The organism is Bradyrhizobium sp. BLXBL-03 (assembly GCF_051853015.1).
GTDB classification, from domain to species: Bacteria; Pseudomonadota; Alphaproteobacteria; order Rhizobiales; family Xanthobacteraceae; genus Bradyrhizobium; species Bradyrhizobium manausense.
In genome coordinates this window covers 7,137,169-7,157,349 of sequence record NZ_CP182470.1, presented here as the reverse complement: position 1 = coordinate 7,157,349, position 20,181 = coordinate 7,137,169, and the positions used below count along the sequence as shown (strand labels likewise).

Below are 20,181 nucleotides of genomic sequence, written 5' to 3'. Positions count from 1 at the left end.
CAGCCGCTGATATTGGCTTAGATCGTAGGGCAATTCAGGAGGCCCGCCAGATCGGAGACGCCGAAGCGCGTGACCCGGGCATCATTCGGCGGACGGTCGATGAGGCCGTGAAAGCAGGCAAAGAACCGACGAAGGCGAGCGCAGAACATTCAAATCGCCGTCAGTTAACCGGGTATATTCCCGGCGTGGATTGCGGGAGTAACCAGTTCGCCACGCATCGACTTAACAACTTTTCTCGCCCTTCATCGTGCCTGGTGAAGGGAGGCCGGCAAATGAAACGCCAGCGGCGAAGCAAGTACGAAGGTCTCAACGCATCGGATCGGGCCCGGGCACGAATTCAGTTCGAAGGACGCACCCCGGACGGACATCCTCTGTGGACCAAAGAGGAGGATTATGTTGTTGGAGAGCTTTTCCCCGACTATCGCGCGATGCAACGGAAGCTGCGGCGTCGATCAAAACAGGCGCTGTATTCGCGAGCCATGAAGCTCAAACTCACTCGGTCAGTCTCCCATTGGACAACGAGCGAGATTGCGCGCCTGCGGGGGCGCTGGGGAAATGCAACAAAGGCTGAGCTGATCGCGGAGTTTCCACGGCATAGCTGGGACGGCATTCAAGGCAAGGGCAGAACTTTTGGCATCCGAAGACGGCCATGGCAGCCCAAACTGACCGGTCAACAGATGTTAGATGCGATCCGGCAGAGGGCTGCCGATCTCAGAATTTCGCTGCGCGATCTCGATCGAACGTGCGCCGGACGACGTTACTTCGCCAATAGCAGTCGCCGGTCTCAGAAGCCGCGTCGTAACGTCCTACTCCGAGCAATCGCCGCCCTCGGCGGGCGCGTCGAGATCGTGTGGCGATGAACCTTAGGCGTGCATACCGATCAAGTCATGGTCGGCGTTACAATGTCGTCGCGGCCGTACTGGAAGTGATGCTTGATCGGCGTGGGCCGGTGTCCAAGACATTCACGAAGGCCGGCACGCACCGATCTTCGCCCGAACCCGCGCCTCAATGTTGTCTGCCAGTTGTTGAAGGTACTCCTCGACGGCGAGCTTTTGAAATTCATCGAGTGTCGGCATGTTTATGCCAGTTCGAATGCCGTCGATTACCTCGCGACCTAATCCAGACTCCAAGGCTTCCAACAACGGTGCGGTGATTTGCACGACGACCGCCTCAGCGGCGGCCAACCTCGCTGTGAAGCGGTCGATTTCGTTGAGGACGTCGCGTGGCGCATCCAAGTCACCAACTCCCGCTTGCGCCGCCGCTGTTGCCCAGCGCCGGCCTTGCCCCGCTCAAATGTCAGTCGGGAAAAACCACGTCGGACCCGACTTATTGCCCTTGCCGCCGCCGGCGCCCTCGCCGTCATAGGCGCGCGGGTCGACAAGGTTCAGCGTCGCAATGCTGCCGCCGTCGTTTTGGCTGTAATCGACACTTTCGATCAGCATGTCCTGCGCGATGTCGAGGAACGGGCTTTCGGTCCAAGTCAGATTGCCCGGCGCCCAAAGCTGGCCGCCGTCGTCGTGGAAGCCTTGGACAACGATCGTCGCCTTGAGCGCGTTGCCGGCCGCGCGATCCTTGCGGTTTTTCGCGCGCTTCTTCGCGCGATCCTTGGTCGTGTCTTCGTCCTGGATGATGATGATTGGGCGATGCCGCTTGACCGCGCCGTCCTGTTCTTCGGCTTCGATTTCCAGATTGTCGTCGCCGTGACCGAAGGGGCGCTGACCGCGGACGACAATCTTCGAATGCCGGTTCGATCCGTTATGGTGCGCGGTCCCTGACAGAATGTTCTGACCTTCGATCAGCGGGCCGTTCCGCCCCTGCGCGCCCTTCGTGATCTTGGCGTTACCTTCCGGCGTACCCATGATCGTCATGCCTTGCTGGCGCGTCAGCTTTTCGACGCAGCGGAAGCATGTTTCGCCGGGCGTCAACTGGTACTGCTCAACCTTTTCCAGTTGCTGGTCGGTCTCGAATTTCGGGGCGAAGTTGCTCGAAATCTCTTGGCCAATTTCTAGAGGGTCTTTGTTTTCGAACTGGCCTGTTTCGTGTTCGCCGCTGCCGTCGATCAGGTCGGCCGACTTCCCGCGACGAAATCCGCGGCCCAAGACGACGTCCATGCACCGAAACCAAGAACGGCGTGAACGTCGGAATGCTTCACAGTCCCGCGCGTTTCGATCGGCTCCACGCTCGTCGACGCAGGCTGGACACCAATTCTCCACGATTTCCCCCCGGATCGCTGGCCCGCCGTCAGTCGCAGGACCAACCTCGGTCGCAGTGAAAACACCCCATCCAACCGGGCCCGCGCCAAGCGTCCATTCCTGTGAGGGTCGTTTCCGCGCCGCAAATGTCGCAACGAATTGTCGTGGTTTCGCTCATCAACGAACCTTTCTGGGGAAGTTACGCAGCATCGGATGCGGCGTCGTCGGTAGCGATGAATTCTTCGAGTATCGGCCGGGCGGCCTTTCCCTTCTGGTTCGCCTCGATGGTGCTCAATGCATCTGCGACCCTATCCGGAAGAACGAATGCCCCATCAAAGAGCGGGCCGGCGCTGTCCCATCGAGGGAAGCGAAGATCGGTCGAAATCGGCGCGGCGTATCGCGGACCTTCCGCGGGATGGTACCGAACGTGTCGGAAGGTTCGTTTTTCGCAGTATGACGCCTGCTGTGCGCCAAATCCCGCATGCAAACTGCCGCCCTGAACGGCATCTTGATCTCCGACGCGCTCCCCAGTTGAAGAGTAAACCCACTGCTCGACTGGCCTGCTCGAAATGTCGTGGCGAGGCAGCGCCAGAGCGCCGCGCGCGAGATCGTCCGCGTAGGGAAGCTGGGAAAAGTCGCCTGGCGCGGCCTTGTTCAGAAGATCCGTGGCTGCCCGCGCTTCCGCCAATTCTCGAAGCGTCGGGGCTAGGACATCCCAAGCCTTGCGAAGTGCCTTTTGCGCAGCAGCGGCTACCTTTGCGTTCGCTTCCTGCTGCGCGGCATGGCGTCGCGCGAATTCTTCGCGCGCTTCGTCGGCGAGAGCGTTTTCGTGCTCAGCAGCAAGAATGTCGCGACGCTCAGCCTGTAGCACCGCCTTGCGTTCTGCGGTGGCGATGCTCTCTTCGAACTTGCCGGCCGCTGCGTCGTTACCGTCGCGGATCGCCTCGCGACGCCTTGTTTGCAGATCAGCGAGGGCAGCGGCGCCGGCAGCAATTTCCTTATCGAGCGTATCGATCCGGGCGCTCAGCGCTGCGGACTTTGATTTGTTGAAGATCATGGTGTTTCCTTTCCGTCGATTACAAGACCGAGCGGTGTGTCGCCCGAACGGCGACAGTCGGCGCGGAGGACGTCAGCCTCCGTCGGCGATTGCTCCAAAATCGCTGTGATATTTCCGACGGGGATGCTGGTCTGGGACGCAAGGTGCTGAGCAAACTTGCGCCGGCCGTGCGCTGCCGGCAGGCTCAACACCGCGTCGATACGAGCCATCGCCGCGGCAAGTCCGTCGTCGGTCACGCCGAGTTGGAGGCCCTCCGCGCGCCCTTCAGCGCGCGCGGCTGCAAGATCGGCCGCGGTGAACGTCAGCGCCGCCGGGGGCGGGGGGAGGCGGTGCAATTGCGCTGATGCCGTCAGTTCGGAAAGCACGCTTTCGAAACTGCCGACGGCATCGGCAAGACCAACCGCGACAGCGTCGGCCCCAATGTAGGTTCGCGCTTCGGTCGCGCGAATTGCGGCTTCGTTCATGCCCGGCCGCCCCTTGGCGACGCTGCCGACGAACAGGTCATAGAACCGATCAATTTCGGCTTGGAGTTCGCCTTTAACTTCCGTGGTTAGCGGTTCGTACGGATTGCCGTCAACTTTGCGCGCTCCGGCATGGATTAGCGTCGGCTTGATCCCCTGCTTTGCGATGGCAACCGAATAGTCAGCGTGCAGCATGACGACGCCGACCGATCCGCAAATTCCTGAAGACGTCGTGACGATCCGCGTCGCTTGCGCGGCAATGGCGTAGGCGGCGCTTGCCGCCATATCCAATTCGGCGCCAAGTCCACATTTCTGACGCCGCAGGATTTGGCAGTTGCCCAACAACTGAGGGGCCTTTATGGGAACGATATCCCGGCTGCTCTGGCTAGCAGTGAAGCCACTGGCCTACGCTTCAACGCCACCATCAAAGAGTTAGCCAACCTCGGCCAGCAGGTAAACAGCGGATTCTTGGTAGACTTCGAAACCAAGATCCGCAACGGGGCGTCCGCAATGGACGCGCTTAAGGAGGCCGGTCTTAACGCGCTGGGCAAAATTGCTGACAAGTTGGCGCAGATGGCTGCGGATAATCTCTGGTCGTCTGCGTTTGGCGGCGGAGGCGGTGGCGGGCTATTTAGCCTATTTGGTGGAGGTAGTGGCATCAACGCGAACGGATCGATTGCAGGTGCAATTGGGCCAACGTCGGTTGGTGGTGCTCCACTCGTTGGGCAATTCGCGTCCGGTACTGATTCTGCGCCTGGCGGTCTGTCCCTGGTCGGCGAAAACGGCCCAGAGCTTATGAACGTCCCGCGCGGCGCTCAGATCATTCCTAACGATGTTCTGCGCGGTGGTGGCGTGGGAGGTGGAGGTGTCACTGTTCACGGTGGATCTGTCTACATTCAAGGCGATGCCAGCGAGAAGACGGTTGCATTGATTAAGGCTGCGATGACGCGGCAGAACGCGGAATTGCCAATGCGTGTTGTGGCTGCGGTGAAGGATGCGAAGGCGAGAAGGGTGTTGGGGTGAGCAGGCTTATCCGCAACTATTTGATGCTTGCGGGCCCCGAATACTTGAAGGTATGCGCGTGAACCCTCTATGGTTGATTGAGGAAATCATCAGAGGGAGAAGGGTTATGGCGGCTGCGGGCCACGGCTTGCTGATAAAATACGGGCTTGCGAGCGAACCAAACGATGCGCAGACTCGGCGTTGGGCAGAGTTAGTCCGCGAGTTAACCCGCCAGGGCATGTCAAGAGACGTTGCCGGGGACGCTGCGGCCAAGCAGATTTTTCCAGACTACCGTACTCGCTACTATGCATCGGAGAGCGATACGATCGATACCCTATTGCGCCTCGCTGAACAGAAGTGATCGACCTCGCACACTTGTTTGAGCTGGCCAAGGACAATTTCTCTCCGGTCCAGTGGATTTTCGGGGGCGCCATTGGTTTTTTGGCGACTCGTTGGACACTGACAAAGAAGGAGCGTTTAGACGCCGAGCAGAAGCTTTTCGAAAATGGTAGAGACCTGATGCTGGCGCAGAACGCGCGCTACCAGGAATTCACCACGGTCTTTCAGAAATACATCAGCAAGAAGGACGACCCCACGTTCGACGACTTCTTATCGATCGCGACCGCCGGAGATAACTATTTTCATCAGCTCGCTATAATCAGCAATGCGATTTTGGCTGCCAAGGTTGATAAGCAGTCGCGGGATGCGACGTTAGTTCCAAGCATCGAGCGCGCCATAAAAAGCAATCTACCTGGTTACTATTCAACGCTCCAAAGCATTGCCGCCCGCAAAGGGTACGAATATCACGGCAAGCTTGAGCGAGCAAAATATACGGCGCTTTACGCAGTGGTTGAGAAATACGGTAGGATAGAGACCCTCGAAGAGAACGATGTTACGACAGCGGGATAGTTTGATTGCCGCCGTCCATCCCATACGTGTACTTCACAAGCTTGTTGCCGCGCTGGTTTTCCTGCAGCTCCACCACTTGGACAGGAGTTGCCACCGATGCATCGATATTTCTTGAGCACATGAATGCAATCAGAGACTCGAACGTATCGGCAATGTGATCGGTTACCTGAGACGTATATGCGGAAATCGGTATTCGCGGCTGAGTGAACTTGGGGTGGTACACGGCAATCGATGGAGGAACGATCTCGTTATTTGGCGTTAAAGAGAAATCAAAAACCTCAACACGCTCATTTGGTTTCCTGTGCTCGATGCAGTTGCGAGTGGTCCTAATTGATTTGCAGAAATTCGCCACATCTGACGTCAACCCAATGTATTGGCTGTCGCCTTCGTGTTTTCGCGCTACTTCCTCCGCAAGTCCTTCAAACCAGCCCTTAAACTTGCTTCCGTAGAACATCGAAGCAATCGCAAAGAGTGCTTGGAGCGAGTGATCGGCGCGTTGAATGAACTCTTTGCAGCGCGGCTCTAGGTTAGGCGCCGATGGGAGCGCTAGAGAACGCCCTTGATCTGCAAATCTGCAAGCCGACTCTCTACGTCATCATCCTGCCTTCTGAACTCGGTTGCAAGGTCGGACATCGCAGCCAAATTCTTCAAGCATTCGAAGCTTAGCTCGATTGCCTTCGCAGACTCGAAGTCGGGACCGAGGAATCCCTTCTCAAAAAGCTGCTTGGCGGTTAGCAGCGTTTTGGCTACCAGCGGCGAGTCAGAACTGTAGTCTAAAACCTTCTGCTGCGAGTTTGGCACATTGATATTAGTGCGACCGGGATCAATTTCGTCTGCCAACATGACCCGATAGATTGAGTCGGTCTTTACGGAGTGAAGACGATCGCCAATCTTAATCATTCCCGTGATGCGGCTTCCGGATGAGCCCACCTCCATGGACATCGCGGAATCGCGAAGATGATCAATCGGGCGCTTCATCGGTGCAACTTTAGTAACTGCGGTTGCGGTCAACGAGGTAAATGCCAGCGTGTCATCGGGCGGGTCTAACTCCGCCCGATGACTTGCCTCAAAATCGCTGCGAGACTTCAGAGCTTCAGACCGTTGAGCAGTCCGAAAGGCACCCCCAGCCTATTCGCTGCCGACACTCCGCCGGACAGCCCCATGACGCCACCGAGACTTGCAAGCGAGTTGTGCTGCTTGTTCAAGGGCGGGCACAGCGTACGGATGAGCCGCTCTTCCACCTCGTGAAAATGCACCTTGCTCTGTGCGTTGGTGCGGTGGACCCATAGCTCGGTCGCTCCATCGCGCTTAGCTTCCTCAATACGGTCATGAGAGCCGATCCGAGTGGCGAGATCCTCGGCTCTTCCGATGTAGTGCACAAAGCCGTAGGGCGAGACGAGAGCATAAACGCAGTCGCGCCCTTGAGGCCTGGCATCAATCGGGTATCGCTGAAACTCAAACGTCCACTGCGAGTCTTGCAGCGAGCGTTTTTCCGCAAAAGGGGGATTGATCAAAGCGTCGTAAAGTGACATCGGTAGTTCTCCATTGCGAGAGCGCCCGGTTTCCCGATTCCCCAAGAAAAGGCCCCGGGCGCGGTTCGCGACACGAATCATTTCGCGCCGCACTTTAGAGAACACACATAGAACAGAGTCGACGCAACCCCGTCGCGACCCGGGGCAGGGGTTATTCGACCTTTTCACAGCATGCTGTGCAAAAGATGCCGAGCCTCATTACTGGCGTCGCCCCACAGGCGGCGCCACTACCTCAATCCTGGAATCGCGCCGGCCCGTCAGCTCAACTCGCGTATTGTCCAACGAGACGTGTTGCCAGCCTTAGAAGAACGCGACCACCGCAGGCCAGCCGCTGCTAGACCAGCACGATTGGATTGCCCTCGATTGGGCCTTCTAGTTGCGCTTGTACGCTAGCCTTGTTTCGATAGATCTTTCAGTATTATTCCATCATGATCCCCGTCCGCATTGTCATAGCCGCCGCTTTTATTCTTTGCCTGGCTCGTCCAGCTCAAGCCGAAGTCATGGATTTCCTGCTCGGCTTCGCCGCCTGTAGGCAGATCAAAGAGGACGCCCCGAGACTGAAATGCTTCGACGAGTTGGGGGTTAAGAAAGCTGCGGAGTCTGGGGACAACAAGACCACCAAAGTCGTCGGTTGGTCTTACACGGAAAGCAAATCCCCGGTTGCCGGTGAAGACCGATCGGAATGACGCCCGTGGGATCGCGCAGGTGGTGAGAACGGGATGGTTCAAGCCTGTTCACGTCAAGAGCATCGGCAGCCAAAGGGCGCGGACGCTGGCCGCGGCTCGCAAGCATAGGATCGGACCAAATCGTCTGGATCCGAAGCGCTTTTCAATCTGGCTGTGGTTTCGGTTAGAGTAGAGAGCGCGGCTTGCATTTGATTGGGCTGCGAACTGAGCGTCGTTCGAAAATACTGTCGCTGCTGCTCTGTGGCGCGATCGAGCGACGATCCATAGATCGCTGCAATAGCAATTTCCTTTGCTAGGCGCGTATAGCTCTGCCACATGAGATAGAACATCAGCGGGGGGACTTGGCGGTTCGCGAGCATCTCGTAGCAGCGCGGTCCCGCATTTTCGATCGCCCACCACTGCTGCGCGAGCACCACGAAATGGCGGAAGTCTCGGCCCGTTCGCCTGAACTTGTCAGGGTCGACGCCGGCGAGGAATGCGCAGTGATCGAGCCAATTTAGGCCGGCAATGATCGCGGTCGGATAATCGTCAAAAGGAACGCCCCTGAAGTCGACGACAGTTTCCTCGTGCGGAAGCTGCCTAAGAAAGGCATCCATCATTTCGGCCTGGCGCACGGCGCTAACCAAAAGCTCTACGTCGCGCCTCGGCACCATCATGACGTAGCGGCAGGCCTCAAGCCGAGTGTGCCCCAAATTGCCCGAACATTTCCATCGGCATCGTTCAGCGTGCGGTTACACGCCGGATAGACTAGCCGCCCTTCATCCGTCTCTTTCAGGTACCATGGAAGCAGCTTATCGAGAGCTGACAGCAGCGCCAGAGGTTCGAAGAGGTTGCCTAGAGCCCCTTCGGCCGAAGGCAAGGCCGGCTTCTTTGATCGTCCCCATCCCAACATCGTAGGCGCCCCCGGTCACGCTCCATCGACGCCGATTACAGCGGAGCTTGCCGGAGGACGCAAGGCCGCCGATTTCTAGCCGCTGATTGGTCTAGGGGCGGCCCGAATTGGTTAGCGGATTGTTAACTGGTGTTCGGCAGGTTTGCGGTCACTGGAGCGCATCGCTGCCTAATTCGTCGCGCGATGGTCGCTTACCCGCCACACCCTTGTCGTTGTGGTTTAGAAGGGCCTTGACGTAGTCGACCGGCAGACGTGCTGATTGCACGATTGTCGCTGCCGTTCGCCGAAGGCCCTGAGGCGTGAAGGCCGCCAGTTCTATGTTTTCCAGTAGGTGGCGGACGGGTGCGAGGTCTTGCCAAGCTCTTGGTGTCACGCCAGCGCGTCGGCGGCGAAGGCGTCGGCGTCGTCCTAGTTATTGAACGTGTCCTCGGTGACGGTACCCCACTTTTGTTCAATCCGTTTCAGTTTCCACAGACATTGTTCGCGATTCCTCGCTGAGGCTAGCCAACGGACCAGTCCCAATGCCGAATGAATGAGCCCGTTCGTTTGGCCGAATTCCTCGAAAAGTCCGCTGCTAACAGGCAAAAGCTGAGATCAAAAAGGAATTGGAAAAAACGAAGCCTTCCCGCCGCGATGAGTGTTACCGATCTCGACGCGTGAATCCGGCGCAATAGCGCCTAAGATCGCGTAATTTAGGCGCGGGCTGCCGCCTGCGCCGCGAGTCTGCAGCGCCAGGGGCATGATATGCCGATATCGTAACCAGTCTTTCGACTGTCGATGATCGGCGAGTAGGCCGATAGACCGCGCAGAGCAAGCCGAAGGACAAAGAACGCAAAACAACCGCCTGCCCGCGCTTGTCACGGCATGCCCATCGAGCCCAGTCTCTCCGTCAATCTCGTGTAACAAACCCAAATTAGAGGCTACGAATGGTCAGCATCTCGCCGAGCCATCGTTTCGATCGTGCTGATCAGAAATGCCGAAATGACAACGGATTGATTGGCAATCTGATGCTTGCTCCAGTCGTTGCGCTGCGGCTCATGTTGCCAATTTTTGGTCGGCTTCGGCCAAGCCTGCGAACCAAGATTGCCATGCTTGGAATAGGGGGCGTGCTCGTCACAGGGACGACTTGCATTCTTGGGCTCAATTATGTTGCAGAGGTTCAGCGGGAGGCAGACCAGAGCATTCACCTTCGTGCTCACTTGTCGGCGATTTCAGAAGCGTTTCTTGAGTCACAGCAGCTTGCACTGGAGTTTTTGCGCAGCCACGATGAAGCGTTGATCGCGCGCCACTCAGGCGGCATCAGGAAGGAGCTGGCCAGCCTAGACCAGATCGAGGCGTATGTTGCTTCCTTGTTGGAGAGCGATCCTCTGAAAGATGTGTCTTTCCTGCGTGCCGGAATCGGCCTTTATGCAACACGTTTCAACAACATCGTTTCGGCGCAGCGCGTGCTCGGGTTCACTGAGAATGATGGCTTGCAGGGCAAGCTGCGAAATGCCGTGCATCACGTTGAATCCTACCTTACGCAGATCAATCAGCCGCAGCTAACTGTGTTGATGCTGATGATGCGACGACACGAAAAGGATTTCATGCTGCGGCGTGATGAGAAGTACGGGGCTGAGCTGGATAAGCGCGCCGCCGAGTTCGAGACCGCCCTTGCTGCTTTGGAGTTGGCGCCAGCCGCCAAATCAGAACTGAACAAGCTTATCGAGTCCTACCGATCGAGCTTCGTGGCGTTCCTGGTCGCGCAACAAGCATTGGACGAGCAGGTCGATGATCTCGGGCAGATCTACGGTCGAAATCGTCCCCTGCTGTTGAAAGCGATTGCGGCGGCTGATGCCAGCGCTGCCGCTGCGGAAGAGCGCGCGTCGCGAATCCGCCATATGCTGGCTTGGGGAATTGGGCTTGCCACGCTCGTCATCGGGTTCGTTGCCATCGTTGTCGGGCAGACAATGGCCGGGCTGATCACACGCATGACCAAAGCGATGCGCCAACTGGCGGCCGGCCAGTTCGAGGTGACTCTACCCGGACTTAGCCGTTCTGACGAGATCGGCGAAATGGCGCAGGCCATGGAATCGTTCAAGCTCAAATTGAGTGAGAAGGCTCAGGCCGAGTTTGCAGCGAATCTGGAACAGGACCGCTTGGCGGGGATGCGGCGGAAGGCGGAGCTTGAGAAGCTTGCCAGGACATTTGAAGATGCGGTAAGCGGCGTCCTCGACACACTCTCATCCGCCTCGACCGAGCTGGAGGCTTCCGCTCGCAGCCTGGCGGATACGGCGCACGATACACAGGAAGTCTCTGACAAGGTAGCTTTAGCCTCGGAGGAAAGCTCAAGCGGTGTTCGGGTTGTCGCTGCACGTACCGCCGAGTTGATGGCGTCTGCAATGGAAGTTGGACGCCAGGTCGAGCAATCTGCTGAAATCGCCAGGGGAGCGGAGCGTCAAGCCGAAGAAACCGACCGAAGGATAAAACACCTATCCGCCACGGCGCTAAAGGTTGGTGGCGTGGTCGAGTTGATCGCCGCAATTGCCAGGCAAACAAACCTTTTGGCTCTTAACGCAACGATCGAGGCTGCGCGTGCGGGCAAGGCCGGCAGCGGCTTTGCCGTTGTGGCGCACGAGGTAAAGTCGCTGGCAAGGCAGACTACCAAGGCGACCTCGGACATCGCAGGACAAATCGCAGATATTCAGGCGGCCACCGAGGAGTCGGTTACTGCGATCGCGGAGATCGGCAGCAACATCAGTAGGATCTCGCAAATCGCGTCCACGATTGCTGCTGCCATAGAAGAGCAGGGTACAGCAACTCGGCACATTGCGGAGAATATTCAACATGCGGCAGAAATGTCGTCGCAGGTAGCAACCAACATCCGGCAGGTTGCAGGGAGCGCCTCGAGTACAGGGGCCTCATCCTCCCACATGCTGGCATCTGCGAATGCGCTGGCCCAAAGCAGCCACCGTCTCAAACTCGAGGTCGATGGCTTTCTCGCCGGAGTCAGGTCGTGACCATCTGAATTTCCTAAGGAAAATTAGATGATGTGGTGTAATTATTTGCTCTGATTGAGGGTCTGAGAATGCCTGCCTATCTTGCGTCGTATGATTTGAAGGAGACCAAGCCTGATCCACACCCAACCTTTTTGAAGCAAGCAGCGGCGCAGGGCTGGAAACTGTGGATCCTTAGCTCAAACAACGTTCGGTATCGGCTTCCAAACACAACGCTGATCGGCACATTTGATAATTTGGCCGTTGCCGAGGCCAGGCTCGAAGCAGCCCGCTTGGCAACAGAGAACGAAATGGGCCGCAACGTCACGACGAGCAAGTGGATTGTTGCGGAATACGGACCCACCCGATTCAATTCAGACGAGCGGCAAAGCGCGTAAGACCGTCGGAGCGTACATCCAATCCTCGCACTTTGCTCGTCGGCCTGGAGCTTGCGTCAGGGCCGGGATTTGAGAATAGCGTGGGGTTTAAGCGAGTTCGCTAACCACCTGCGGCGATGACGGCGCGGGGAAGGCAGCATTGTGGAGCGGCCGAATCGGCCTGCTCTGGATGCACCTTTCGACAACGCATGTTATCTTCTCTTGGTCTGTCGCGAAGAGTTTGGTGAGGTGTCGCAACGTTCCTTGCTCATCTCCTCTCTCCTTTATGTGTGGCCCAGCGGCCGTTCCGGCGAGCGGGACACAGGCACCGCGCCCGTTAGGTTAGCGCCGGCGCGAGGGTTGCCCTTTCGACGGACGGAAATCCGCGTCAGATCAGCCGATTGCATGGCCAGCGGATGTTTAGTCGTCCGTGAAGAGCGGCTAAGCGATTGAGCTGGGATCGCAATATTCGTTGTGGCCTGTTTTGGGATTGCAGGGTTTTGATGCTTCGGGCATCGGAACCCTGCAATTTTGTTTTGAGGATTCCATCGAATCGCCAGTCATGATTCCGTCCTCGCATCGGAGGTGGCGATGCGACCGAAGAAGCCCAAAGCGACGGGATCGGGCGATCTGTTCCGAGCCAGGCTGGACCAGATCATCAACATGAAGCACGAGCTGGTTCAGCTCGCCGGCAAGGTCGACTGGGACTGGATCGACGGCGAGATCGCGCCGCTCTACAGCGAGAACGGTCGGCCGGGCATCGCGACCCGCTTCATGATCGGGCTGCTGCTGCTCAAGCACATATACGGCCTGTCCGATGAGGGGGTGTGCGAGCGCTGGGTCCACGACCCGTATTTCCAGTACTTCACCGGTGAAGAGTTCTTTCAGCACGCGTTCCCGCATGAGCGCTCGGACCTGAGCCACTGGCGCAAGCGGCTTGGCGACAAGCTGGAGCTGTTGCTGGCCGAGAGCCTGCGGGTGGCGCACGAGGCCGGCGCGTTGCGCAGCCAGGACCTCAAGCGGGTCACGGTCGATACCACCGTGCAGCCGAAGGCCATCACCTTCCCGACCGATGCCAAGCTGCTGCACGCGGCAATCAAGGGGCTCAACCGCCTGGCAAGGAAGCACGGGGTCAAGCTACGGCAGTCCTATCTTCGCATTGCCAAGACCGCGGCGATGATGGCGGGACGCTACGCCCACGCCAAGCAATTCAAGCGGCATCAGCGGCAGTTGCGCATCCTGCGCAGCCGGCTGGGCCGGATCATCCGCGATATCCGCCGCAAGATCGAAGGTCAGGCCGTACTCGAGAACGCCTTCGCCCTCCCGCTCGGCCGGGCCTCGCAGATCCGATCGCAGCAGCAGCGCCAGCGCGGCTGGAAGCTTTATTCCTTCCATGCTCCGGAGGTTGAGTGCATCGGCAAGGGCAAGGCCGCCGCGCCCTACGAGTTAATGGCATGGACCACGCCCGCTCTCAGCGGCAACGTGCAGCCCGGCGGGGGGCAGCAGCAGGAGCGCAAGCCATGTCGAATACGAACCTTGTCACAATCGGCATCGATCTCGGGAAGAACACATTCCACGTCGTCGGTCTCGATGCCACAGGCGCAATTACGCTACGCAAGAAGCGGTCGAGAAATCAGCTTGACCAGTCGCTGGGCAATATTCCGCGTTGTCTGATCGGAATGGAGGCGTGTGCAGGCGCACATCATCTGGGGCGCAGGCTCGAGAAATTAGGCCATCAAGTACGGCTCTTGCCGGCGCAGTACGTCAAACCATACCTCAAGGGTCACAAGAATGACTTTCGGGATGCTGAAGCGATCGCCGAGGCCGCTCAGCGGCCGACAATGCGGTTCGTTCCAGTGAAGTCAGCCGAACAACTTGATTTACAGGCACTACACAGAGTTCGCAGTCGATTGGTGACGCAGAGAACGGCGGTCATCAATCAAATCCGGGGCTTTTTGCTTGAGCGAGGGCTACCAGTGCGGCAGGGAGCGGCAGCACTCCGACTGGCACTTCCTCAGATTCTCTCAGCGCCAAACGACAACTTATCGCCTCGCGTGATCCAGCTCATTCAGGACTTAGCCGAGGACTGGCGCTATCTCGACCGACGGGTCGCGTCAATGACGAAAGAAATCGACGAACTCGCTGATCAAGATCCACACTGTCGCCGCCTAATGAGTGCGCCCGGCGTCGGGCCGATCATCTCAAGCGCGATGGTCGCCGCCATCGGAACCGGTGATGCCTTCCATAAAGGCCGAGACTTTGCAGCATGGCTTGGTCTGGTACCAAAGCAAATCTCGACCGGCGATCGAACCATTCTCGGGCGCATATCGAGGCGCGGTAATCGGTACCTGCGAACGCTGTTTATTCAAGGTGCCAGAGCGGTACTTCTGCAGCGTCAGAGTTGGCCTCGGCATGGCTTCGCAGCCTGGTTAGAGGCAGCGTCGAAGCGGCTCCACTCCAATGTCTTGGTTGTTGCCCTGGCCGCAAAACTTGCGCGCATGGCCTGGAGCATGCTCGCAAAAGGCCGTGACTACGACGCCAACCTCCTGGGCCGCACCGCATAAGAAACAGGGCCGGAAAGGGAAATCCAAGGTCGGGATCAGAAGGCACAATAACCCGCCGAGGTTTGCGAGACGGAAAGGACGAATGGAGAAACGGTTCCACCGACACTTCTGAAGCCTGGTTCGACTCCATGGCCCTTCTTGAGGCCGGCGAGTTATTGAGGACAGAAGTGAGCGGATATCCATGATGGCTCGGGGCAACAGCCCCAAATTGAAGCCGGATAGATTGGCGCAAACCGCTTCATCCCTTTGTCGATTCCTCTTGCAACGCGGGCGTGGTCCATAGATCGGTGTCAAAGCCTCCATCGTCACCAACAACCGCCGTGCTCCCGGCGGCCTGTTCGTGCTGCACGCCAGGGCGCTACCCGATAACCCGTACGATGGTCACACCTTGCGAGACGTCATCGACCGCACCGAGACACTCACCGGCTGTGCGATCGAGCGGGCCTATGTCGACAAGGGATACCGCGGCCACGACGCGCAAAATCCTCGTCGCGTCTTCATCTCCGGCCAGAAGCGCGGCGTCTTCGGTGTCATCAAGCGCGAGCTGCGCCGCCGCTCCGCCATCGAGCCCATCATCGGACACCTGAAGACCGATGGTCACCTCGGCCGATGCTATCTCAAAGGCCGCCCCGGCGATGCGGCTAACGTCATCCTCTCCGCCGTCGGTCACAACTTCCGCCGTGTCCTCGCCTGGCTGAGAGCTCTTTGGTGCCTGATCCTCACCACCCTCATCGCGCCCGCCAGCGACTGCTCACCGCTCAAATCGGTTTCTTAACGGACGACTGTTTAGGAGAGATCAACGCACACATGAGCAGACAGAAGCACTGACTTAGAGAATAGGGATCCCTCCGTCGGCCATGCTTGTCCCGCGCTCGGGCTCTATTTCAGTCAGCTTCTCGAAAGTTAGCCCTGGTAGTTGCGATCCTTTTCGACGATCTCGTGAAGGTAAGGCTAGCGTGGAAACAAACAACGTTGATCCATTCGATGTGTCAGGCCGGCTGGAGGCTCATCACGCCGTGTTGCAGCATGAGCAAGCGCGACAGGCCGGGCAAGATGACTTTGAGCAGCGCTTGGCCGAGGGGCGCCAGGCCAATGCCGCTCTGGCCGTGGGCGCAACTCAAGACCCCCGCTATCCTCATCTAACAGAAAAAGACCGAACCCTCATCGACGCCTCCGCCGAGCACTTTGCGAGGAACTTACAATCAAACACGGTCGGCACTTATACTTGGGCTCTTCGCGTACTTGGAAATCATCTTGGGTCTCGCAGCCAGACGATTGACGCGCTGGATCACGAATCGTTGGTCTGGCACGCTAATGCGTTCTTTCCGGCTGATGGATCAATGGTTACCGCATTGAATGCGCTTCGCAAGTACCGTGAGCCCAGGGCTTCAGACGGCTGTCGACGTTATATTCCTTCTGTAGAAGATGCTAGCCTGATCGAGGCAGCCATCCGCGCAGCTGCTGGACGTCGAAGATGGACGCCTATTACCGCCGAGAACAATGAGAAGCTTCTTCGCAGATTGGCGAAAAGTCTCGAGTCTCGGGGGCGAGCAATTGCTGCGTGCGATCACAATTCGCTGGTCGCTTACGTGAAAGAGTACTTCGGGGATGACGTGAAAATGCCCTCCGTGTTGGAGGTGCTTCGCGAGTACCGTGAGCCCGATATTTTAGCTGCTCGTGTCCCTCGTCGAGAGGATGAATATATTCCATCAACGGAGGACAAGAATCTCATCGATACTGCGATTCTTGCCAGCGGGCGACCCGAGCATACCGTCAAACACTATACCGACAAACTTTACAGGTTTGCTGGAGTGCTCAAAGATGAGGGCCAAGGAATTGCTAAGTTAGATCACGAGTCTCTGATCAGGCGGGCGAAACGCCTATCCTCAAAAAACAAGAATCTAATCACCGGGCTGAACATCATCCGCGATTACCGCAACGCGCAAGGCTCCGCCGCGGACAGCTATCAACACGCGGAGGCTCTGACCGTGCAGTCACCGGTGCCAAGTGTCAACTCAGAGGAGCTTCTGCGGCGGCTGGATGATCAACCCATCCCCTCACGGTCAATTTGCGTTTCTGCGGAACTTCGGACTACCTCGGATCAAACTGGCCTGCTGCCAGCCGAAAGTTTGGACACAGCAGAGCTTTTGGAGATTCTTGCTTCACCCACGCATTCGCGGGCGGACAGCGTTGATCAGCCAAGCCCAGCGTTACCCTTACCAGTCCAGGCTGTCTCTCCCGAGGAGATTTGGCGGATAGCGGATAAAGCAAATCAGCTACCAACTGAAAGTTTAGACACAGCGGAACTCTTGGAAATATTGGCTTCACCCACCCATTCGCCGGCGGACAGTGTTAATCAAGCAAATCCTTCTCCGCTGTGGGACATCGGGACATCGACCTCCGATCCGGCATATCTCCCGGTTCACGCGCCGCTTGCGGTGCCGAATCTAAATTTGTACCTTCCCCAGGGCTGGCAGCACGGCGACCAGTGGGCGACGGAGGATTTCATTCACGGGATGCGCTTGCATAACGTGCTGCCGAGCGTGGCTGAGCCGCAGACAAATCTCACCATTCAAGGCGTGAACTACACGGCCACTATCGGGAGTCCAGGAAGAGAGCGTGCGATTTTCCTCCGCCGAAGCTGAATAGGGCACAGCCATCGTTGACGTTCATGCTACCGTTTCCATGGCTCGTATCGATAAAGACTCCAATTCCGCAGCCGCGAATGGTTATAGCTGCGTAGGTGTCGCGATCGTAACAGTTCAGCTGGTACTCTCTATCTCGCCTTGACCAGCGCCAATAATCCCGATTACTGCCGGACAGGACTTTCGCGGTGTACCCCTGCCAGGCTCAAGGTCATTGATGTCGAGCTTGACCTCATTACGGCTGCGTTTCCACAAACATGGCTCTTGAGCTCGTCATTGGTCATATTCACCACGAAAAATTGGTGCCTTCGCCCGTCATCGCTCCCTTTTCGCCTCCTTCTCTTTTCGCATCATCCAACCTCTGGCTCTCCTCCGCGTGTACGGCTACGGCAGATTCGTCGGAGTTTGCTGGCAAGATGCTGTAGTCTCAACTCTCTGATTTGGTGGGCTAACAGTCACCCCCATCGCGCACTCCGCTGATAGATTTCGCACATCTCATAACGGCGACATTACTTCGTGGCGACGTGAGCGGCATTTGTGATGGGGACAATGCGTATGGCTGTGCATGGGCGCAGAATGCGAGATGCGAAAGTGTTTCGGCGGCTGGAGCAGAGTTACTTGCTACAGGCTGAGCACTCGACGGGAGAGCTCGAACGAGACAGCTTACTCAATCTCGCGCGAAGTTTCGGATATGCGGCCGAGCAAATCGAGAGACGCGCACTGGTTAGCAAGGCATTGGTGTTCTGCGCTCTTGCCGCGATCGTACTATTTGCAGTCTTCTATATTCCTTAATTGCGCCGCCGCTGCCGTGCCGAAGGCTCGCCCTATTGCAGGCGCCAGGTGGGGCGCTGCTCAGTGGTGAGGACGGAACGCTTTTGCGTAACTTGCCGGGCGTTGCTTTGACGCGATTGTGGTCGCGGCTGCGAAGCCAGTAGCGGCGGACAAAAATCGCGCGCAGATAGGTTCCTGTGTCGACGGATGTGTTCTGCGGCACACCAGGCGCGGCATATCTTCTGGCAAGCTCGGTAATTTCCGGCTCTTGTGGATGCGGCCCGAGCCGGAGTGCATCAACGTAGTCCGGATCATGAAGAGTTCCCAGGACTGACACCACCATGTCTGGGACGTTTTCAGTGGGCAAGATAAACTGGTTACCGGCTGCGCTCTCCAATCCGGTCCGGATCTCGTTGAGCCTATCCTCCACCTCCCTTGAGGGCTTATTCGTTCCGGCCGCATTTGCGATAAGAGCCCCAGGGTTGGATGAGGCCGGTGTCATGTGTAACGTTAGCCAGGTCGCGGAAGCCTCCTTCGTCGCCGCTCTCCAGCCGATGTGAAGCCCATCCTTTCATAGAATGCGACCAGCCTCTCAGCGTCGGGACGGTCGGCCATTGGAAGAGACACCTCGATCATGGGCCAGCCCCGCGCCCGCGCCTCGCGGTCCACCGCAGAGAGAAGCCGTCTCCCATTTTGAGCCGAGCGATAGCGCGAATCGACCCAGAGCTCCTGCAGGATGCCATAGTGGCCCGACGCCCTTACCGCGGTGACCTGCGAGACGACCGCAATGCCAATCACTTCGGCGGTCAGCACATCCTCCATGACCAAGGCGAAGCCAAGCCGTGAATCCTTCGCGATTTGCCCAGCGACGCTGACCGCTGCTTGCGGATTGAATTGCGGCCCCGGTCCTCGGAGCTCCGTGAGAAGCGTATCGACACATTGTGCGATCGTGTTCCGGTCCTCGAATGTCGCCAAGCGGAGACGATGTACCGAATCGGGTACCGCCTGGTCGGCAACATCGTCGCCCGCTCCATGGATCTCGACGCTATGATCCGGGTTGCCGGTGATAGCCTCGACAATCGCACGGATCGGCTGGCCTGCCTTGAGGAGAATCTCTTCAAGGCAACGGATGCCCCATGAAAATGGGCGATGGATTGATGTCTTAAGCACACGCCCAAGACGAATTTCGCTCTGGCACTGTGTTACACAAGACAATGGCTTCCCTACCATTCACCTCTCCGACCATCTGGGCAATGTTGAATGTAAAGGAGTCGAAGTTGTCGATCAGGATCACCGATCTCTCAAAGCCTCTCTCGGTTGCTGCCATCTTCATTGCCTGTTACGGGCTAATCCCATCGAAAGGAGAACTCAGCTGCGCTGAAGGGCAGCGGAATGACCGAGCGTTGCTGTAGATGCCGTGCTTTTCTGGGCTTCTCGGGGATCTTCCATCGGTCGAGAAGGGCGCGAGCTCTTACTCCGCAGGATCGAGCCCGAGGACGCTCTATTTCTGCAGCGGGCACGTCAGCGCATCGTCCGCTTTTCGAGAGGGGACTTTGGTTGCTGCGAGATTCTTTGCAAAGAGGTTGGGTCAGCCCAACATTCGTGAACCGATTGTCCCCCTAACTTTCATCTCGGTCAATCACTAGCGTTGGTAGTTGACGGGGGCGCAAAGTTACCGGCCTAAGATTCCGCCATGTTGAACAGGCGGCCATCGGCACCCTCGTCGTGACCGGCGAATTACAATCTCATTCGGCAGGAATGTTGGTGGAGAGTTCTCCTCGATCGCCTCCCTGCGCGGCCTCGACGATATCCGCACCTGCCCAATCGGCGTGCGATTTCGCCGATCCGGAAGATTTCCCACAGGGCACCCGCCACTCCGACGACTATGATCTAGTCGTAAAGGAAGATCAGGCAACGGTCGTGCGCGTCTTCTGAAATTCCGTCACTGATGAGGAACGGCTGCGTAACCTCGTCTTGCTTGTATTGCAAGAATGATATGGGCCATCGACGCAGCATGAAGAGGATATTTCGTGCGGACTGGCTCCGCGTCCGACATTTCGCAGAGCACAGGATCGCAAAGAAAATGCGCTCTTGACCCCGTGATCGCGATTAGGTTGG

General features: G+C 57.8%; 17 protein-coding genes and 3 pseudogenes. 10 read left to right on the top strand and 10 right to left on the bottom strand.

Annotated elements, in window-relative coordinates; translation table 11 throughout:
- Positions 1–272 precede the first annotated feature (272 nt).
- Positions 273–860, top strand: coding sequence for a hypothetical protein (locus tag ACNJX9_RS34040; protein WP_439406403.1), 588 nt, complete (start codon positions 273–275; stop codon positions 858–860).
- Between the two features lie 102 nt (positions 861–962).
- Here ACNJX9_RS34040 and ACNJX9_RS34035 read toward each other — a convergent pair whose 3' ends face one another.
- The 4 genes from ACNJX9_RS34035 to ACNJX9_RS34020 form a co-directional block, all read right to left on the bottom strand.
- The gene (locus ACNJX9_RS34035) at positions 963–1,235 is read right to left on the bottom strand and encodes a hypothetical protein (RefSeq protein ID WP_439406402.1); all 273 of its coding nucleotides are present in this window, start codon (positions 1,233–1,235) and stop codon (positions 963–965) included.
- 54 nt (positions 1,236–1,289) lie between these two features.
- A complete protein-coding gene (locus ACNJX9_RS34030) occupies positions 1,290–2,111 on the bottom strand; it encodes a phage baseplate assembly protein (RefSeq protein WP_439406401.1) in 822 nt (273 codons plus the stop codon).
- Between the two features lie 280 nt (positions 2,112–2,391).
- Positions 2,392–3,249 (bottom strand): hypothetical protein, encoded by an 858-nt coding sequence (locus ACNJX9_RS34025; RefSeq protein WP_439406400.1) that lies wholly within the window; start codon positions 3,247–3,249, stop codon positions 2,392–2,394.
- Positions 3,246–3,995 carry a S49 family peptidase gene (locus ACNJX9_RS34020; RefSeq protein WP_439406399.1) on the bottom strand — a complete coding sequence of 250 codons (750 nt, stop codon included), beginning with the start codon at positions 3,993–3,995 and terminating at the stop codon, positions 3,246–3,248. Before ACNJX9_RS34020 ends, ACNJX9_RS34025 begins: the two co-directional genes overlap by 4 nt.
- On the opposite strand from ACNJX9_RS34020, the gene ACNJX9_RS34015 reads away from it, so the two are divergent.
- The gene (locus ACNJX9_RS34015; protein ID WP_439406398.1) at positions 3,960–4,733 is read left to right on the top strand and encodes a hypothetical protein; all 774 of its coding nucleotides are present in this window, start codon (positions 3,960–3,962) and stop codon (positions 4,731–4,733) included. The two genes, ACNJX9_RS34020 and ACNJX9_RS34015, sit on opposite strands and share 36 nt — an antisense overlap.
- A gap of 336 nt (positions 4,734–5,069) precedes the next feature.
- Positions 5,070–5,621 (top strand): hypothetical protein, encoded by a 552-nt coding sequence (locus tag ACNJX9_RS34010; RefSeq protein WP_439406397.1) that lies wholly within the window; start codon positions 5,070–5,072, stop codon positions 5,619–5,621.
- Here the strand turns inward: ACNJX9_RS34010 and ACNJX9_RS34005 are convergent.
- From ACNJX9_RS34005 to ACNJX9_RS33990, 4 genes are all read right to left on the bottom strand, one after another.
- Entirely contained in the window at positions 5,605–6,075 is a 471-nt protein-coding gene (locus tag ACNJX9_RS34005; RefSeq protein ID WP_439406396.1) for a hypothetical protein, read from the bottom strand. The two genes, ACNJX9_RS34010 and ACNJX9_RS34005, sit on opposite strands and share 17 nt — an antisense overlap.
- Positions 6,076–6,167: 92 nt before the next feature.
- Positions 6,168–6,599, bottom strand: a complete 432-nt coding sequence (locus tag ACNJX9_RS34000) for a hypothetical protein (protein WP_439406395.1) — start codon at positions 6,597–6,599, stop codon at positions 6,168–6,170.
- Between the two features lie 107 nt (positions 6,600–6,706).
- Positions 6,707–7,153, bottom strand: a complete 447-nt coding sequence (locus ACNJX9_RS33995) for a hypothetical protein (RefSeq protein WP_439406394.1) — start codon at positions 7,151–7,153, stop codon at positions 6,707–6,709.
- 389 nt (positions 7,154–7,542) lie between these two features.
- On the bottom strand, positions 7,543–7,881 hold the full coding sequence (locus ACNJX9_RS33990; RefSeq protein WP_439410259.1) for a hypothetical protein: 339 nt from the start codon (positions 7,879–7,881) through the stop codon (positions 7,543–7,545).
- On the opposite strand from ACNJX9_RS33990, the pseudogene ACNJX9_RS33985 reads away from it, so the two are divergent.
- Positions 7,823–7,942 (top strand): annotated as a pseudogene (locus ACNJX9_RS33985) (IS110 family transposase); the annotation flags it as partial. The gene ACNJX9_RS33990 and the pseudogene ACNJX9_RS33985 sit on opposite strands and share 59 nt — an antisense overlap.
- Here ACNJX9_RS33985 and ACNJX9_RS33980 read toward each other — a convergent pair.
- A complete protein-coding gene (locus ACNJX9_RS33980; RefSeq protein WP_439410258.1) occupies positions 7,893–8,495 on the bottom strand; it encodes a hypothetical protein in 603 nt (200 codons plus the stop codon). The pseudogene ACNJX9_RS33985 and the gene ACNJX9_RS33980 overlap by 50 nt on opposite strands.
- A 1,162-nt stretch (positions 8,496–9,657) precedes the next feature.
- Here ACNJX9_RS33980 and ACNJX9_RS33975 point away from each other — a divergent pair.
- The 6 genes and pseudogenes from ACNJX9_RS33975 (at position 9,658) to ACNJX9_RS33950 (ending at position 17,292) form a co-directional block, all read left to right on the top strand.
- Positions 9,658–11,730: a methyl-accepting chemotaxis protein gene (locus ACNJX9_RS33975; RefSeq protein ID WP_439406393.1), complete on the top strand. Its 2,073-nt coding sequence runs from the start codon at positions 9,658–9,660 to the stop codon at positions 11,728–11,730.
- Positions 11,731–11,798: 68 nt separating this feature from the next.
- Positions 11,799–12,104 carry a hypothetical protein gene (locus tag ACNJX9_RS33970; protein ID WP_439406392.1) on the top strand — a complete coding sequence of 102 codons (306 nt, stop codon included), beginning with the start codon at positions 11,799–11,801 and terminating at the stop codon, positions 12,102–12,104.
- A gap of 570 nt (positions 12,105–12,674) precedes the next feature.
- A pseudogene (locus ACNJX9_RS33965) lies at positions 12,675–13,580 on the top strand (IS5 family transposase); the annotation flags it as partial.
- A gap of 23 nt (positions 13,581–13,603) precedes the next feature.
- Entirely contained in the window at positions 13,604–14,647 is a 1,044-nt protein-coding gene (locus ACNJX9_RS33960; protein WP_128944741.1) for an IS110 family transposase, read from the top strand.
- A 286-nt stretch (positions 14,648–14,933) separates the two neighbouring features.
- Positions 14,934–15,422: pseudogene (locus ACNJX9_RS33955) on the top strand (IS5/IS1182 family transposase); the annotation flags it as partial.
- A gap of 181 nt (positions 15,423–15,603) precedes the next feature.
- Positions 15,604–17,292: a hypothetical protein gene (locus tag ACNJX9_RS33950; protein WP_439406391.1), complete on the top strand. Its 1,689-nt coding sequence runs from the start codon at positions 15,604–15,606 to the stop codon at positions 17,290–17,292.
- 1,281 nt (positions 17,293–18,573) lie between these two features.
- On the opposite strand, the gene ACNJX9_RS33945 is transcribed toward ACNJX9_RS33950, so the two are convergent.
- Positions 18,574–19,293 carry a GNAT family N-acetyltransferase gene (locus ACNJX9_RS33945; protein ID WP_439406390.1) on the bottom strand — a complete coding sequence of 240 codons (720 nt, stop codon included), beginning with the start codon at positions 19,291–19,293 and terminating at the stop codon, positions 18,574–18,576.
- Positions 19,294–20,181: the final 888 nt, after the last annotated feature.

What these genes read in the sequence shown, in the direction of transcription:
- ACNJX9_RS33980 (WP_439410258.1), bottom strand. Translation starts at nt 8,495, where the DNA reads ATGATGGTGCCGAGGCGCGACGTAGAGCTTTTGGTTAGCGCCGTGCGC.
- ACNJX9_RS33945 (WP_439406390.1), bottom strand. Translation starts at nt 19,293, where the DNA reads ATGGTAGGGAAGCCATTGTCTTGTGTAACACAGTGCCAGAGCGAAATT.
- ACNJX9_RS33970 (WP_439406392.1), top strand. Translation starts at nt 11,799, where the DNA reads ATGCCTGCCTATCTTGCGTCGTATGATTTGAAGGAGACCAAGCCTGAT.
- ACNJX9_RS34025 (WP_439406400.1), bottom strand. Translation starts at nt 3,249, where the DNA reads ATGATCTTCAACAAATCAAAGTCCGCAGCGCTGAGCGCCCGGATCGAT.
- ACNJX9_RS34030 (WP_439406401.1), bottom strand. Translation starts at nt 2,111, where the DNA reads ATGGACGTCGTCTTGGGCCGCGGATTTCGTCGCGGGAAGTCGGCCGAC.
- ACNJX9_RS33975 (WP_439406393.1), top strand. Translation starts at nt 9,658, where the DNA reads ATGGTCAGCATCTCGCCGAGCCATCGTTTCGATCGTGCTGATCAGAAA.
- ACNJX9_RS34020 (WP_439406399.1), bottom strand. Translation starts at nt 3,995, where the DNA reads ATGGCGGCAAGCGCCGCCTACGCCATTGCCGCGCAAGCGACGCGGATC.
- ACNJX9_RS34005 (WP_439406396.1), bottom strand. Translation starts at nt 6,075, where the DNA reads ATGTTCTACGGAAGCAAGTTTAAGGGCTGGTTTGAAGGACTTGCGGAG.
- ACNJX9_RS33995 (WP_439406394.1), bottom strand. Translation starts at nt 7,153, where the DNA reads ATGTCACTTTACGACGCTTTGATCAATCCCCCTTTTGCGGAAAAACGC.
- ACNJX9_RS34040 (WP_439406403.1), top strand. Translation starts at nt 273, where the DNA reads ATGAAACGCCAGCGGCGAAGCAAGTACGAAGGTCTCAACGCATCGGAT.
- ACNJX9_RS33960 (WP_128944741.1), top strand. Translation starts at nt 13,604, where the DNA reads ATGTCGAATACGAACCTTGTCACAATCGGCATCGATCTCGGGAAGAAC.
- ACNJX9_RS34000 (WP_439406395.1), bottom strand. Translation starts at nt 6,599, where the DNA reads ATGAAGCGCCCGATTGATCATCTTCGCGATTCCGCGATGTCCATGGAG.